Genomic DNA, 14,901 nt, shown 5'->3' on the forward strand with positions numbered 1-14,901 from the left:
TAAAAAAACCCGCCAGCAGCGGGCTAGTACGAAAGTTGTTGATGCAACCCCTTCGGATGCAGAGGTTATGATGCGCGGGGGCAACATCCTTGTACTCCAGCGCATTCCTGGACACACTGATATTAAGGTAACGATGCGCTACGCTTACTTTGCACCTGACCACCTGAACGAAGCGACATTGCCCAACCCTCCAACAATTTTATAAGGCATTGTTTTTAGAAGACAATATATGGAATGGGATACATTATTAGTATTGATCTGTGTACTTCTTTGCGGATTGTGGATGATTTTTCATTCAGCAAAAGCTCTTAGAAGTGGGGTCTTCGTCGGTTGGTATAAAGGCACATATGAAAACTACTACATCTACCGATCCGAAACACCTATCTACTTCTACTGGTATAACACTGTGTTTTCGCTGTTCGGCTCCTTTATGATTGGTTTAGCCCTTTACCTATTGAATGGCGATTATCATTTTTTATAGGCATCGTTGGCAGCAAACCTATTCACTATGCTTTCATATTTGACATTATTCGATGCAAAAACCCATTAAAAATAAACTAACTCATTGTTTTATAAATCTTTAAAATGGAGCTCAGTATCGCCAGGTCGCGGGTTCTAGTCCAGCAGGGGATACCAAATTTAAGCTGTAGAATCATATAATTAAGCCACTCGATTGAGTGGCTTTTTTGTTGGCTGAATAACGGGTGCCCCCTTGTTGTCCCCTGAGTTTTCCCCCAAGCATTTGCCAGGTTACACCCCGCCTCTGATTTTTGCTGCACCCTATGCAAGCACATACGGAATCAATCACACATAGTCCGGCGTGCCGCTCACCCTCACAAACCCTAAAAACTAAAGAAATCCCCCATCGCGCCGATCATCATCCGTGTGTATTATTTCCTGTAGCTTTTACAACAACTAACCTTAACTCAAATACTTAAGCGCCAAAGCGAAAGGCATCATGAGCACACCGATCAAACGGCTAGAAATCATTAAAAATGCCATTGAACTGGAAGATGACGACATCATCCGGAGCCAGCTGACACGCCTGAAAAATGAAGCGTTTGACGATGATCTACAGGCAATCGTCGTGGCGCTTGAGGAGAAGAACTACACCGCGGCCATGGCGGCCATTACCGCCTGGCTGCAGGGCCAGCGCGCCGTGACGCCGTGGCGCGATCCGCAGGTGGCGGCCAGCAAGCTGGAGCTGAAGGCGCTGGAAGAGCGTCTGCGCGATCTGATTGACCGCCGCAACGCGCGGGTGCAGCAGCTTGATGAGTTCAACGATCTCTATTTCTCCCGCCTGGGGCCGCTGATGCAGCAGATCCTCGCCCTGCGTAAAACGCTGGCGGAGCTGAACCTGCGTCGTCAGCAGGCGGAAGCGCGTCGGCGCGAGGAGGATTACCGTCGCTGCCAGCACTATATGGCGCAGGCGGTAGAGGTGCTGGCGACGCTCACCCAGCGCTGGCGCGATCTCCCGGCCGACTCCGTCCAGGCCGCTGAGGCGCGTAAGCATCTGGAGCAGCAAAGCAATCTGATTGCCAACCTGCTGGCCGAAGCGCTGGAGCTGGAGAGCGGCTTAACGCGCGAAGAGGAGCCTGCGCGTCAGGCGCGCGACGAGGCGAACGAAGAGTACGAGAAGTATCGCGAACAGCATCACGATGCCGAAGTGCGGCTGCGCAAAGGTAAGCATCTTTCACAAGAGGACCAGAACGAGCTCAAGCGTCTCTGGCGGCAGGCGAGCAAGCTCTGCCACCCGGATCTGGTGGCGGACGATTTGAAAGAAGAAGCCAACAGCATGATGGTACAGCTTAACCAGGCGAAGCAGCGCGGCGATGTGAAAGCCATTCGTTCGCTGGTGGCCCGCCTGCAGCAGGGCTTCGAACCATTGATGGCAAGCGACAGGCTGAACGATCTGGAACGTATCCGCAAAAAAATGGCGCAGGTTCGCGAGCAAATCGACATTTTAGTGAACGAGCTGGCGGAGCTGGAGAAAGAGGAGTCCTGGCTGCTGGTCTCGTCGTTGAGCAATATGGAAGCGTACTTTGCTCAGCAGGAGAAAGCGCTGCACGAGGTCCGCGCCTCGCTCGAACATCAGGTGAGCGAAGCGCAGCTGGATTCGGCAGCCTGATTATTTGGCGTGCCAGTATGCGCTGGCACGCACCAGTTGCTGGTCAATCGCGTCGGTTTCAAACTGACGGCTCAGGCGTTTCACCACCTTCCCTTCCCCGGTCAGCCAGATAAAGTAATCGTCCTCCGGAACGCTCAGCGCCGCCAGATGGTCAGCGACTGCCTGCTCGCTGTGGCCCACCACCCACGTGATATTGAACGCGCTCAGGTCCGCCAGATAGTCCTGGTACGATTCATCCCCAACCGTCACGACCGCGTGTATGTCCGGGCGAACCGGCAGCTGAGCAATGCTCTTTAAGCGTCGGCGCAGCGCGGGCATGCCGGATTCATCGCACACGTACAGCTGCCAGGCGTAATCCTCCGGCACCACCAGCGAACCGCGCGGGCCGCCAATGGTCTGCTTGTCTCCCGCTTTCGCCTCAACCGCCCAGCTGCTGGCAATGCCGCCGTCATGAATGAAGAAATCGAGCATCAGCTCATGACGGACCTCATCATAGAGCGGCGTATAGTCGCGCGCCTGCGGACGCACGCCGTCACCCCAGTCGATGCCTTCATCGGTGACCACCGGCGGCGTAAACGTTGTCCCGGGTGCCGGGAAAAAGACTTTGGTATGGTCGTCGAAACCGCGGGAGCTAAAGCCCTCCAGCGCCTCGCCGCCTAGCACAATGCGCTGAAAACCCGCGCTGGCGCGCTCAACGCGGAGCACCGTCAGCTCGCGAAAACGCAGGTCATTACGAACACGCTGTGGATAACGAGTAGATGCCATTTTTAGACCCTTTTCTGGTGAATACGATATATCTAAATCAATTTTCAAATGATAATGATTACTAATAAGGAAAAATGCAAGATCTTTTAGATTGCATCTGAATATATCTTAGATATAGTTTAGATATATCAAAACAAAGGGAATACTATGCGACACGAACACGAGGGCGGCGGACGTCGGCCGCGCTTTTTCGGCCACGGCGATTTGCGGCTGGTGATTCTGGATATCCTGACCCGCAACGCGAGCCACGGCTATGAGCTGATTAAAGAGATCGAGAACCTGACCCAGGGGAACTACACCCCGAGCCCGGGCGTCATCTATCCAACCCTGGATTATTTGCAGGATCAGACGTTTATCACCATTACAGAAGAAGAGAACGGGCGTAAGCGCATTGCGATTACCGCTGAAGGACAACGCTGGCTGGACGAAAACCGGGAACAGCTGGAACAGATCCAGGTGCGTATCAAAGCGCGCAGCGTCGGCTTTCAGCTGCGCAAAAACCCCCAGATGAAGCGGGCGCTGGATAACTTCAAGGCGGTATTAGACCTGAAGGTGAATCAGGGAGAGCTCAGCGACGCGCAGCTTAAGCAGATTATCGGCGTAATCGACCGCGCGGCGCTGGAGATCTCCCAGCTGGATTAAGCCGGTGCGTGCTCGCTCACGCGGAATACGCGTACCAGCTCTTTCAGGTGCATCGCCTGTTCGTTAAGCGATGCCGCCGCCGCGACGGATTCCTCCACCAGCGCGGAGTTTTGCTGGGTAGTGGCATCAATCAGGCCAATCGCGCTGTTGATCTGCGAGATCCCCTCCGTCTGCTCATGGCTGGCCTGACGGATCTCGCGCAGGATCGCATCCATCTCCTCCACGTTGCCAACCATGCCGTTAATCAGCCCACTCGCTTTTTCGACCAGGTTCATCCCGTCCTGGGTCTGGCTGGTGGAGCTCTCAATCAGCTCGCGGATTTCGCTGGCAGACGACGCGCTCTTCTGGGCAAGCTGGCGCACCTCTCCGGCCACTACCGCAAAGCCGCGGCCGTGCTCACCGGCGCGCGCCGCTTCCACCGCCGCGTTCAGCGCCAGAATATTGGTCTGGAACGCAATAGCATCGATCAGGTCGATAATGTCGGACATCCGGTTGGAGGTCTCGTTAATCAGGCGCATTTTGCTGGTCACCTGCTTCATCATCTCACCGTTGTTTTTGACCACCGTGGCGGCATCGGCAGAAAGGTTGGTCGCTTCACCGGTATGCGAGGCGGTATTTTTCACCGTGGCGGTGATCTGCTCCATCGAGGCGGCAGTCTGTTCAACGGAGCTGGCCTGCTCTTCCGTGCGTGCGGCCAGATCCTGGTTCCCGGCGACAATCTGCGCGGCAGCGCTGGAGATATTCTCCGAGCCGGTCTGCACCTGCTGCACAATGTCCAGCAGACGCGTCTTCATCTCCATCAGGGCATGCAGCAGCAGGCCCGTTTCGTCTTTGCCGTGTGGCGTAATGCTGCCCGTCAGATCGCCCTCTGCAATGGCCTTTGCAAAATTCACCGCCTCACCGAGCGGGCGGGTGATAGCGCGCACGATAAACCAGCCAATCAGGCTGCCTGCCGCAACGCTAAAGAGCGTGAGCAGGATCAGCAGCAGACGGTTAGACCTGAAATCCCCTTCCACCTGCGTACCCGCACGCTGCATCTCGCTGTTCTGAATGGCAATCAGCTCCTTCACCTTCGCTTTATAAGCCTGCTGCACGGCGAGGGTGGTAGTCATCATTTCCTGTATGGCGCCCGCACGGTTGTTGTTCTGCACCGCCTGCAGAATGCGGTAGCGTGAATCCAGGTACTGCTGGCGCACGCTGCGGATATCCGCCAGCACCTGCTGAGACTGTTGATCCTGCAAGGCGTTGTTCAGCTCGCCCAGGATCACCGTGATATGCTCGCTGATCTCTTTGAGGCGCTGCTGAGATTGCCCCGTGTAGGTACCCTGCTCGTCCAGCAGCATCAGCTGTTGAGTGCTAATAAATTCCTGGAAGTTATCAATTAACTGGTTCGCTTTTACCGTGGTCGGATAGTCATGGGTAACAATGGACTGCATCCCATTATTTGCCCGGTTCAGGCTCAGCAAAGACACACTTGCGCTGATCGCCATCAGGACAATAAAGAACCCAAACGCCAGAAATAATTTCGTGCCGATCTTTACGTCATGAAAGAACATATTTTCTCCATCGATGTGATTATTTCTCAGACGATCGCTGTTATCGGTAACGATTTCGCTAACTTTATGATTTTGATCGTTTTTTTATTTCATAATCCTCACAATACATAGGCGCAGGCTATTAATATGGCCTCATCGATCGTTACCAGACCGCCAAACGGGGTATTTTCGAAATAGCATTCTGAAGAACTGACTTAGGCAGGAATAAATAACTGACGCACTTTCTTTAGTTATTTAATATTAAATTAACAATAAACCCCATTAATAGTCACAATCAGAAAAATAAAAAGCCGTTTATTCCCTACGGTATAAACGGCTTTTTTGGAACATGACTGACTCAATGGAGCACGGTCACCGCATCCTTAAGGCGTCCGGCGCGGTGCTTCACCATGGCCGAAATGTGCGCGCTCTCCTCGACCAGATCGGCGTTTTTCTGCGTGATGCTGTCGAGTTCAGCTACCGCACGGGTTAGCTCTGATAAGCCGGTTGCCTGCTCGGAGGTCGCGTGGCTGATCTGGGCGATAAGCTGGGTCACGTTTTTCACCTGCACAACGATATCATCCATCGTACGGCCCGCGGCGTGAACCTGCTCAGAGCCGGACTGCACCTTGCTGGCACTGGCATCAATGAGTTTACGAATATCGTTAGCGGCACTGGCGCTGCGGCTGGCGAGATGACGGACTTCGCCCGCGACCACGGCAAACCCTTTGCCCTGCTCCCCTGCCCTTGCCGCTTCAACTGCCGCGTTTAGCGCCAGAATGTTGGTCTGGAACGCGATATCGTTAATCAGGGAGGTGATCGAGCCAATGCGCTGCGTGCTGTCGGCAATGTCATCCATCGTTTTAACGACGGTTTGCATCGCGTTGCCCCCTTTCGTCGCCGCGCTGCTGGCGGCCACGGAGAGTTTGTCCACCTCGGCGGCGGTCTCGGAGTTACTCTGAACGGACGCGGCCATCTGGTTCATTGTCGCGACGGTCTGCTGCACGTTCGCGACGGTCTGACGGGTCCGATCGTTCAAATCTTCATTCCCCTGCGCCAGCCTGTCGCTGCCGTCACGGACGCTCACCACCTGGCTCGACACGTCATTGATCAACCAGCGGCACATCAGGCCAAGTTGTCCTACCGCGCGCAGCGTCAGGCCCAGTTCATCGCTGCGGTTAAGATGCTGCACGCTGTTGCGCTCGCCGGTGGCGACCTTCAGCGCCTGTCGCGCCACATTCTCTATCGGGCGGACAATCTGTTGCTCAAACAGCAGCGTTCCCATCAGCATCACCACCGCAGCGGCGGTAAGCGGTAACCAGCCTGCGGAGGTGGCGGCCAGCGTGGCGGCGAGTCCAGCAAAGAGCACCGCCATCACGCTGCGCACGCGCCAGCGCAGCGGCATGGCCGGGAGTTTACCCAGCCAGCCCTTTCCCACCACCAGCCCTTTGTGAATACGTTTTTTACAGCGCCCGTCGTTCAGCGCCCGGTAGAGCGGCTCCACGGCGGCGATCTCCTCCGCTGTGGCTCTGGTGCGAATCGACATATAGCCCGTCACCTGCCCGCGGCGCACCATCGGCACCGCGTTAGCACGCACCCAGTAGTGGTCACCGTTTTTGCGCCGGTTTTTGACAATCCCGCTCCACGGCTCGCCCTGCTGCAGCGTGTACCACATATCGGCAAACGCAGCTTTTGGCATATCGGGATGGCGCACCATATTGTGCGGCTGGCCCGTCAGCTCATCGAGCTGATAGCCGCTCACCTGCACAAAGGTGTCGTTGGCGTGGGTGATGTAGCTGTGGACGTCTGTGGTAGACATTAAGGTGGTGTCATCGTCCAGAGGATATTCATTCTGGGTGACATAGGTTGGAGAGGACATCGTGAGCATCCCTTGCAGGTTATTTGAATGTTAATTTTGTGGGTCAATGTTTTTTCGGCGGTAAACAATTTATCTTTAGTTGTTAAACTTGATGAAGATCGCAGATTTGACTTAAACCATACTTTTTGTACGATATTTTAATTCATTGATTTCAAATACTTTCGTAGAGAAATTACCGACAAAGTATGACCTGTTAATGCCCGCTTAAGTTGCAGCGTATGCACCTCTTTAGTGCAGCGACGCTCTTCCTCCCTTTCTTTATACTTGCTGCCCCGTACCGCTAAATCCCGTTTGGCTTCTATCGGCATGATTAAATATTGTGCAACATTATTTTAACCTGGCGTTTATCCCGATTTTCGTTAAGGCCTCTGAAGTGGCGTAATCCCTGCAATACTTAAACCAGTATCATGTGATACGCGATCCCCGGGAGCACATTTTGAACAGGTTACCTTCCAGCGCCTCGGCTCTTGCCTGTACCGCGCACGCACTGAATCTCATTGAGAAGCGAACGCTTGATCATGAGGAGATGAAACAACTTAACCGTGAGGTCATCGATTACTTTAGAGAGCACGTCAATCCAGGGTTTCTGGAGTATCGCAAATCTGTTACCGCCGGCGGGGATTACGGAGCCGTAGAGTGGCAAGCGGGAAGTCTCAACACGCTTGTCGACACCCAGGGACAGGAGTTTATCGATTGCCTGGGAGGTTTTGGAATTTTCAACGTGGGGCACCGTAATCCAGTTGTGGTTTCCGCCGTACAGAATCAACTTGCGAAACAACCTCTCCATAGCCAGGAACTTCTCGACCCGCTTCGCGCCATGCTCGCGAAAACGCTGGCGGCCTTAACGCCCGGCAAACTGAAATACAGCTTCTTCAGCAACAGCGGCACAGAATCGGTCGAAGCGGCGATTAAGCTCGCCAAAGCGTACCAGTCGCCGCGCGGGAAATTCACCTTTATCGCCACCAGCGGCGCGTTCCACGGTAAATCCCTCGGCGCACTGTCGGCGACCGCTAAATCCACTTTCCGTAAACCGTTTATGCCGCTGCTGCCGGGCTTCCGCCACGTGCCGTTCGGCGACATTAACGCCATGCGCACCGTGCTGAGCGAATGCCGTAAAACCGGCGATGACGTGGCGGCGGTGATCCTGGAGCCCATTCAGGGTGAAGGCGGCGTCATCCTCCCTCCGCAGGGCTATCTGCCTGCCGTGCGTCAGCTGTGCGACGAGTTTGGCGCGCTGCTGATCCTCGACGAAGTCCAGACCGGCATGGGGCGTACCGGCAAGATGTTCGCCTGCGAGCATGAAAACGTGCAGCCGGACATTCTGTGCCTGGCGAAAGCGCTCGGCGGCGGCGTGATGCCGATTGGCGCGACGGTCGCCACCGAAGAAGTTTTCTCGGTGCTGTTCGACAATCCGTTCCTGCATACCACCACCTTTGGCGGTAACCCGCTGGCCTGTGCGGCGGCGCTGGCGACCATCAACGTGCTGCTGGAGCAAAACCTGCCTGCGCAGGCGGAGCAAAAAGGCGACATGCTGCTGGACGGCTTCCGCCAGCTGGGCCGGGAATACCCTGACCTTGTGCAGGAGGCGCGCGGCAAAGGGATGCTGATGGCGATTGAGTTCGTTGATAACGAAATCGGCTACAGCTTCGCGAGCGAGATGTTCAGGCAGCGTGTGCTGGTGGCCGGGACGCTTAATAACGCAAAAACCATTCGTATTGAACCGCCGCTTACGCTGACCATTGAGCAGTGTGAGCAGGTGCTAAAAGCGGCACGTAAAGCGCTGGCAGCACTCAGAGTGCGCGTAGAAGAGATCTGATTAATCCCCCCTCTTAACCGAGGGGGATTTCATTTTTCTGGTATAAATATTACAAATTGAAATAAAAGTATTATATTTCAGACATACATTTATACTTTTAAAATTATAAAGTTCCTTTTCTCTTACATGATTTTTTTTGCAACCAAACCGATATCCATACACCACCTTTATCTATTTGACCGCAAACAGGCCGCCCATTGTTAAAATCCGGTAAAAACACCACTACTTACATCATTTAAAAATATTAATCAATTCTAATATTATACCTAAAAAAAACTAACGGCATATTATACCACCATACATTGAAATAATATTTCACGACTCCTAGAATACCTGCCGCGGAACATCATAAACATGATGAAAAGAGCTTTTCAATAAGCCCGTCCATTATGCGAAATGCATATTCTAAATAACGGAACTTGTTAAACGTTATTCAAGTTCACGCTGTGAAAGCATATAGCTTTTACTCAATTTCAATTTGACAGAAAGATGTTTATTTAAAAGGATTTGTATGAAAAAGCACGTTTTAGCAATGGTCATTGCAACGGCAATGGTAAGTGGCGTAGCGATGAACGCACAGGCAGACACCGTCACGGTTTCTGGCGGTACGGTTAACTTCGTTGGCCAGGTTGTTAATGCTGCATGTTCGGTCGCAGCTGACTCCGTAGATCAGACTGTAACGCTGAGCCAGGTTCGTACTGTGAAATTGACGACAAAAGGAATGCAGGCGAACCAGAAAGAAGATTTCAAAATCGTTCTGGAAGATTGTGACACCACGGTAAGCCAGAACGCCGCTGTGATTTTCAACGGTCAGCAAGACGCAGCACTGGCAGGTTCACTGGCTAACACAGCGGGCGCTGGCTCAGCAACTAACGTCGCACTGCAACTGTTCGGACCGGATGGTAACGTACTCAATATCGGTGATACCTCCTCCAACGTGAAGCTGATCAATGGCGAGAACACCATCCCGCTGAGCGTTGACTACATCGCTACCGGTGCGGCCACGCCGGGTAACGTATCCTCGACTGCAACATTCCAGATGGTTTACTCCTGATTCGTTAGCTGCAGTAACACCCTCGGAATCTGATTCGGGGGTGTTTTGCCGATCCATCGAAACGGAGTCACTATGCGACAGGTCACCAGGCAATCAGTGCTGTTTTTCAGCGTATTGCTGTGCGTTGCACTGCCCGCCTCGGCAATTGACGACGGAAGCGTGCATTTTCAGGGGCAAGTCGTCAACACCGGCTGTTCCGTCAGTGCAGAAAGTCAGGACCAGATTGTGCGTATGGGCCAAATACGCAATAACGAATTTGCCGCAACGGGCGATTGGGCAGCACCAACAGCCTTTCAGATAACGCTAGAAGACTGCGATACCAGCGTCAGTCAACGTGCGGGCGTACTGTTCAGCGGCGAGTCCGATGCAAAAGACCCGCAAATTTTTCGCGCAGGTTATGGCGCAGGCGCAGCGCAGGGGATTGGTGTGGGAATATTTGACGCAACCGGCCATCTACTTATTCCGGATACAGCCCCGCCCTGGTACGCCCCCTTGCAGAACGGCGCCAATGTTCTGCGTTTTATGGCGAAATACCGCTCCACACAACCGCACGTTCAGGCTGGTACGGCCGACGCCCAGGTATGGTTTAACGTCGTCTACCAGTAAAACACTCAGAGGCCCGAGTGCCTCGTCATGAGAATTGAGGGAACAATGCAAATGAACACATCACCTACGTCTTTGTCTCGCCTGATGATGGCTGGTACGTTGCTGCTGACAATGGGTCTGGCAACGAATGCCTCTGCAGGTGGAATTGCTTAAGGGGCTACCCGCGTCATTTATCCGCAGGGGGATAAACAGGTTTCATTACCGGTGATCAATTCGTCGGCAGACAATACGTTCTTAATACAATCATGGGTAGCCAACGTTGAGGGTATCAAGTCACCAGACTTTATCCTTACGCCACCGTTGTTTGTTATCCACCCTAAGAAAGAGAACACGCTGCGTATTATGTATATCGGCCCCGACCTTCCTGCCGATCGCGAAACTGTTTTCTATCTGAACAGCAAGGCTATTCCGTCTGTCGATAAAAATAAGCTTCAGGGCAATACGCTGCAAATAGCAACACAGAGTGTGATTAAGTTATTCATTCGCCCTAAGAAATTAACATCCCTTTCCGTGGATGCGCCCAAAACGCTGACGTGTCGGACAGAAAATGGAAAAGTCATCATAACGAATCCATCACCGTATTACGTATCGTTGGTGCAGTTCTTTGTTGGGGGAACCCGTCTTCCCAATTCAATGGTCGCACCTAAAAACACGTTGACGGTGGATATCCCCGGCGGCGGTTCCGGCAGTGTGAAATTCCAGACAGTGAATGATTTCGGCGCAAATACCCCTACGCAGATTTGTTCCCATTAACAACCTGAAATGAAATAGCAGACCTGCATTTTGTCTTCAAGGAAGGAAGTACTTAGCATTTACTGCAGGGAAAAGAGATGAAACGTAATACATCACTGATTTTTAGCACATTTTCTTTAACATCCCTTACGCCAGTGGCGATGGCGATAGCAGGATTGCTATCGCCATCAGATGCAAGTGCAGAATATTTTTTCAACCCGGCATTTTTGTCTAGCGATCCCTCTGCCGTTGCTGACCTGTCGCGGTTTTCCACCAATGGCCAGGCACCTGGCGTCTATCGTGTCGATCTCTGGCTTAACGGGGCGTTTGTGGCGACTCGCGATATCACCTTTACGGCAAGAAATACGGCGTCGACGGCACAACCGCAGGCGGATGATACCGGTCTGACCGCCTGTTTATCAGCAAAAGCGCTGGAAAACCTGGGCGTTAACCTTCAGGCGTTTCCTGCCCTGACGGCGGAAAAAACGGACAGCTGTATTGATATTGCGTCAATCATTCCCGCCTCATCAACCACCTTTGATTTTGAGCATCAGCGGCTGGATATCAGTATCCCGCAAGCCGCCCTGAGGAATAGCGCACGCGGATATATTCCGCCTGAACAATGGGATGAAGGCATTAATGCCCTCCTGCTGAATTATAACTTCACAGGCTCTCGTAGCCGCGATCGGGGGGAGAGCAACTCAACCAGTAAAAGCTATTTCCTCGGGCTTAACAGCGGGTTGAACCTTGGCCCGTGGCGGTTAAGGGATTACTCAAGCTGGAATTATCACAACAGCGATGACTCACGCAGCGACAACTGGCAGCACATTAATACCTATGTTGAACGCGCGGTCATTCCGCTGAAAGGAAGACTGACGCTGGGTGACAGCTACACCCCATCAGACGTGTTTGACAGCCTCCCTTTTCGCGGTGCGCAAATCGCCTCTGATGACAATATGCTGCCCGATAGCCTGAAGGGTTTCGCGCCCACGATCCGGGGTATCGCAAAAAGCAATGCTCAGGTAACCATTAAGCAAAATGGCTACACCATTTATCAAAGCTATGTTCCACCGGGTGCATTTGCGATTAGCGACCTGTTTCCCACGTCCTCAAGCGGTGACCTCAGTGTTGAGGTAAAAGAATCTGACGGTAGCATCAACAGCTATTCCGTGCCTTATTCCACCGTTCCCGTACTCCAGCGTGAAGGCCGCGTAAAGTACGCATTAACAGCGGCCGAATACCGCAGCAGCAGCGATCAACAGGATGAGGTTAATTTCGTTCAGGGGTCTCTAATCTGGGGGCTTTCGCATGGCTTCACGCTGTATAGCGGATCGCAGATAACCAACAATTACCACTCGCTGGCATTCGGCACCGGCCTGAATATGGGTGAACTGGGCGCTATCTCTGCGGATGTGACTCACGCGAAGAGCACGCTGGCGGATGACAGCACGCATTCAGGGCAATCGATCCGTTTTCTGTATGCAAAATCCCTTAACGGCCTCGGCACTAACTTTCAGCTGCTGGGCTACCGGTACTCGACCTCGGGATTCTATTCCCTGGATGAAACAGCCTATAAGCAAATGCGCGGCTACACAGGTGACCACGAGGACAACGATACCGAACAGCAAAATCCCTGGATGGATTATTACAATCTGTACTACACCAAGCGAGGAAAGGTTCAGTTCAACATCTCTCAGCAGCTTGGTCATGCAGGTTCGCTCTTTGTCACGGGCAGCCAACAGACCTACTGGCATACCGATGAAAAAAATACGCTACTCCAGGTAGGCTTTAGCGGGACCATTAAAGATGTGTCCTACAGCCTGTCCTACAACTACAACAAATCACCGGGCATGTCGAAAAGCGACGAGATTTACGCGCTGAATTTGTCGCTGCCATTGAGCCTGTGGCTGCGTCCACAAAACGATGTCAGCCAGAAGCATAACTATGCTTATGCCACCTACAACATCAGCACCGACAAAAAGGGTGAAACCTCGCAAAATGCCGGGATCAACGGCACATTGCTTGAGGATAACAACCTGAGCTACAGCGTTCAGGAAGGCTATTCAAGCCAGGGGACAAAATCACAAGGCTCCAGCAGCCTTGAATACGATAGCGCCTATGGCAATGCGAACGTGGGCTATAACTACAGCGGAAACGGCGACTACCAGCAGGTGAACTACGGTTTGAGCGGCGGCGTCATTGCTCACCGGAATGGCATCACCCTTAGCCAGCCACTGGGTGATACCAACGTGCTGATTGCCGCTCCGGGCGCGAGTAACGTCAAGGTCGAAAACGAGCCGGGTATTCATACCGACTGGAGAGGCTATGCCGTGGTTCCCTACGCATCCTCGTATCATCTCAACCGCATGGCACTGGACATCAACTCACTGGCTGACGATATGGATATCGATGATGCCGTAACCAATGTGGTCCCAACCCGTGGCGCGGTTGTGCGTGCAACCTTCAAAGCCCGGCCTGGTACGCGTGCGTTAATGACCTTAACCCATCGGGGCAAACCCGTTCCTTTCGGCGCCATGGTGTCACGTGATGACAATGGCAGCGATACGATTGTGGGTGAAGACGGAGAGGTCTATCTCTCTGGCCTGAGCCCGGCGGGAACGCTGAAAATTCAGTGGGGTGAAGGGCCAGACAAGCAATGTAGCGTGAAGTATCAATTACCTGAAAGTAAACAGCCGCTGCTGCGGTTGAAAATGGAGTGTATATAAATGAAATTATGGATGATTTTATTTTATGTGGTCGGGCTGGCATTCTCACCTTATGGAATAGCCGATATTTGTAAAAATGCTAACGGTGGCATCTCGATTGTTAACTATGATTTGACCACCACGTTGAACACCAATCAGAACATTAAAGGTGGCTCCACAGAGCTGGAAAAAAATCAGGATGTGCAGGTTAACGCCACCTGTCCACCGGGTGAGTGGGAAAAACGCACCTATCGCTCCTATTTGAGCCCTTTTCCGGTCGTCAAAACGGATGGTGAATGGAAATATCTCCAGCTTGACCCGGATTATATTATTGGCGCCATGAAAATAAATGACGCAACCATTGGTGAGTTTTATCCCCCCATTGAGTACGTTCACATGGGCGGCCACGATGAGGTGGATACCGGCGGCGTTTTCCCGGTCAACGATAATGACCTGATCTTTAAATTACAAATTGTCAGGCCTTTTATCGGCACCGTGGTTATCCCGCCAAAATTGATGTTCAATGTGTACGTCACCACGACGAATAACGATCGCCTGACCAATATTGTCTACCAGATTACCTACAGTGGCGTTATTACCGTGCCGCAAAACTGCGTCATTAATGCCGGGCAAACCGTAACGGTAGATCTGGGTTCTCTTTATCACGGTGATTTTACGCGCGCCGGGCAGATGCCGGACAACGCTCAACCCAAAACCTTCAATGTGCCCATTGAATGTAATGCTGATGTGAACTCCCCGGCACAATTAACCTTGCGCGTTATGGGCACATCGGACCCTCGCTACCCGGAAGCGCTGGCATCGGATAATCCTGATGTTGCCGTCGTGGTTACCAGTGAGCAAGACAACATACTGAAACCGAATGTCTTTTCAAGTAGCGCACCTTTTACGACTGATGAGGCGGGCAAGGCCAACGTGACGCTGAAAGCATATCCTATCAGCACAACGGGCAATTCCCCGGAACTGGGCGTGTTCACCGCTCTGGCCTTGTTACGCGTTGATTTCGCATAAGGATTGGGTG

11 protein-coding genes and 2 pseudogenes are annotated in these 14,901 nt (G+C 52.7%); 10 read left to right on the top strand and 3 right to left on the bottom strand.

The window, feature by feature from the left end; translation table 11 throughout:
- Positions 1-67: 67 nt before the first annotated feature.
- From ACVCAM_RS21025 to ACVCAM_RS21035, 3 genes and pseudogenes are all read left to right on the top strand, one after another.
- Positions 68-205, top strand: a pseudogene (locus ACVCAM_RS21025) (site-specific integrase); the annotation flags it as partial.
- 24 nt (positions 206-229) lie between these two features.
- Complete coding sequence (locus tag ACVCAM_RS21030; RefSeq protein ID WP_110915166.1) at positions 230-481, top strand: DUF2542 family protein; 252 nt, start codon at positions 230-232, stop codon at positions 479-481.
- Positions 482-958: 477 nt separating this feature from the next.
- Positions 959-2,128, top strand: coding sequence for a DNA repair protein (locus ACVCAM_RS21035; RefSeq protein WP_039024808.1), 1,170 nt, complete (start codon positions 959-961; stop codon positions 2,126-2,128).
- On the opposite strand, the gene ACVCAM_RS21040 is transcribed toward ACVCAM_RS21035, so the two are convergent.
- Positions 2,129-2,893, bottom strand: coding sequence for a siderophore-interacting protein (locus ACVCAM_RS21040; protein ID WP_447093661.1), 765 nt, complete (start codon positions 2,891-2,893; stop codon positions 2,129-2,131).
- Positions 2,894-3,040: 147 nt separating this feature from the next.
- On the opposite strand from ACVCAM_RS21040, the gene ACVCAM_RS21045 reads away from it, so the two are divergent.
- Positions 3,041-3,535 (top strand): PadR family transcriptional regulator, encoded by a 495-nt coding sequence (locus ACVCAM_RS21045; protein ID WP_059361042.1) that lies wholly within the window; start codon positions 3,041-3,043, stop codon positions 3,533-3,535.
- On the opposite strand, the gene ACVCAM_RS21050 is transcribed toward ACVCAM_RS21045, so the two are convergent.
- On the bottom strand, positions 3,532-5,091 hold the full coding sequence (locus ACVCAM_RS21050; protein WP_248275955.1) for a methyl-accepting chemotaxis protein: 1,560 nt from the start codon (positions 5,089-5,091) through the stop codon (positions 3,532-3,534). The two genes, ACVCAM_RS21045 and ACVCAM_RS21050, sit on opposite strands and share 4 nt — an antisense overlap.
- Positions 5,092-5,428: 337 nt before the next feature.
- Entirely contained in the window at positions 5,429-6,949 is a 1,521-nt protein-coding gene (locus tag ACVCAM_RS21055; protein WP_100122139.1) for a methyl-accepting chemotaxis protein, read from the bottom strand.
- Positions 6,950-7,385: 436 nt separating this feature from the next.
- Between ACVCAM_RS21055 and ygjG the strand changes: the two genes are divergently transcribed.
- From ygjG to ACVCAM_RS21085, 6 genes and pseudogenes are all read left to right on the top strand, one after another.
- Positions 7,386-8,765, top strand: a complete 1,380-nt coding sequence (ygjG, locus tag ACVCAM_RS21060; RefSeq protein WP_407223697.1) for a putrescine aminotransferase — start codon at positions 7,386-7,388, stop codon at positions 8,763-8,765.
- Between the two features lie 511 nt (positions 8,766-9,276).
- Positions 9,277-9,819 carry a fimbrial protein BcfA gene (locus ACVCAM_RS21065; protein WP_008503171.1) on the top strand — a complete coding sequence of 181 codons (543 nt, stop codon included), beginning with the start codon at positions 9,277-9,279 and terminating at the stop codon, positions 9,817-9,819.
- Positions 9,820-9,891: 72 nt separating this feature from the next.
- Positions 9,892-10,425 carry a fimbrial protein gene (locus ACVCAM_RS21070; RefSeq protein ID WP_021242352.1) on the top strand — a complete coding sequence of 178 codons (534 nt, stop codon included), beginning with the start codon at positions 9,892-9,894 and terminating at the stop codon, positions 10,423-10,425.
- A 45-nt stretch (positions 10,426-10,470) separates the two neighbouring features.
- Positions 10,471-11,178: pseudogene (locus ACVCAM_RS21075) on the top strand (fimbria/pilus periplasmic chaperone).
- 77 nt (positions 11,179-11,255) lie between these two features.
- Positions 11,256-13,883 carry a fimbrial biogenesis usher protein gene (locus tag ACVCAM_RS21080; protein WP_047747752.1) on the top strand — a complete coding sequence of 876 codons (2,628 nt, stop codon included), beginning with the start codon at positions 11,256-11,258 and terminating at the stop codon, positions 13,881-13,883.
- The gene (locus ACVCAM_RS21085) at positions 13,884-14,891 is read left to right on the top strand and encodes a fimbrial protein (RefSeq protein ID WP_008503167.1); all 1,008 of its coding nucleotides are present in this window, start codon (positions 13,884-13,886) and stop codon (positions 14,889-14,891) included.
- Positions 14,892-14,901 lie beyond the last annotated feature (10 nt).

The organism is Enterobacter sp. CFEC122 (genome assembly GCF_052983755.1).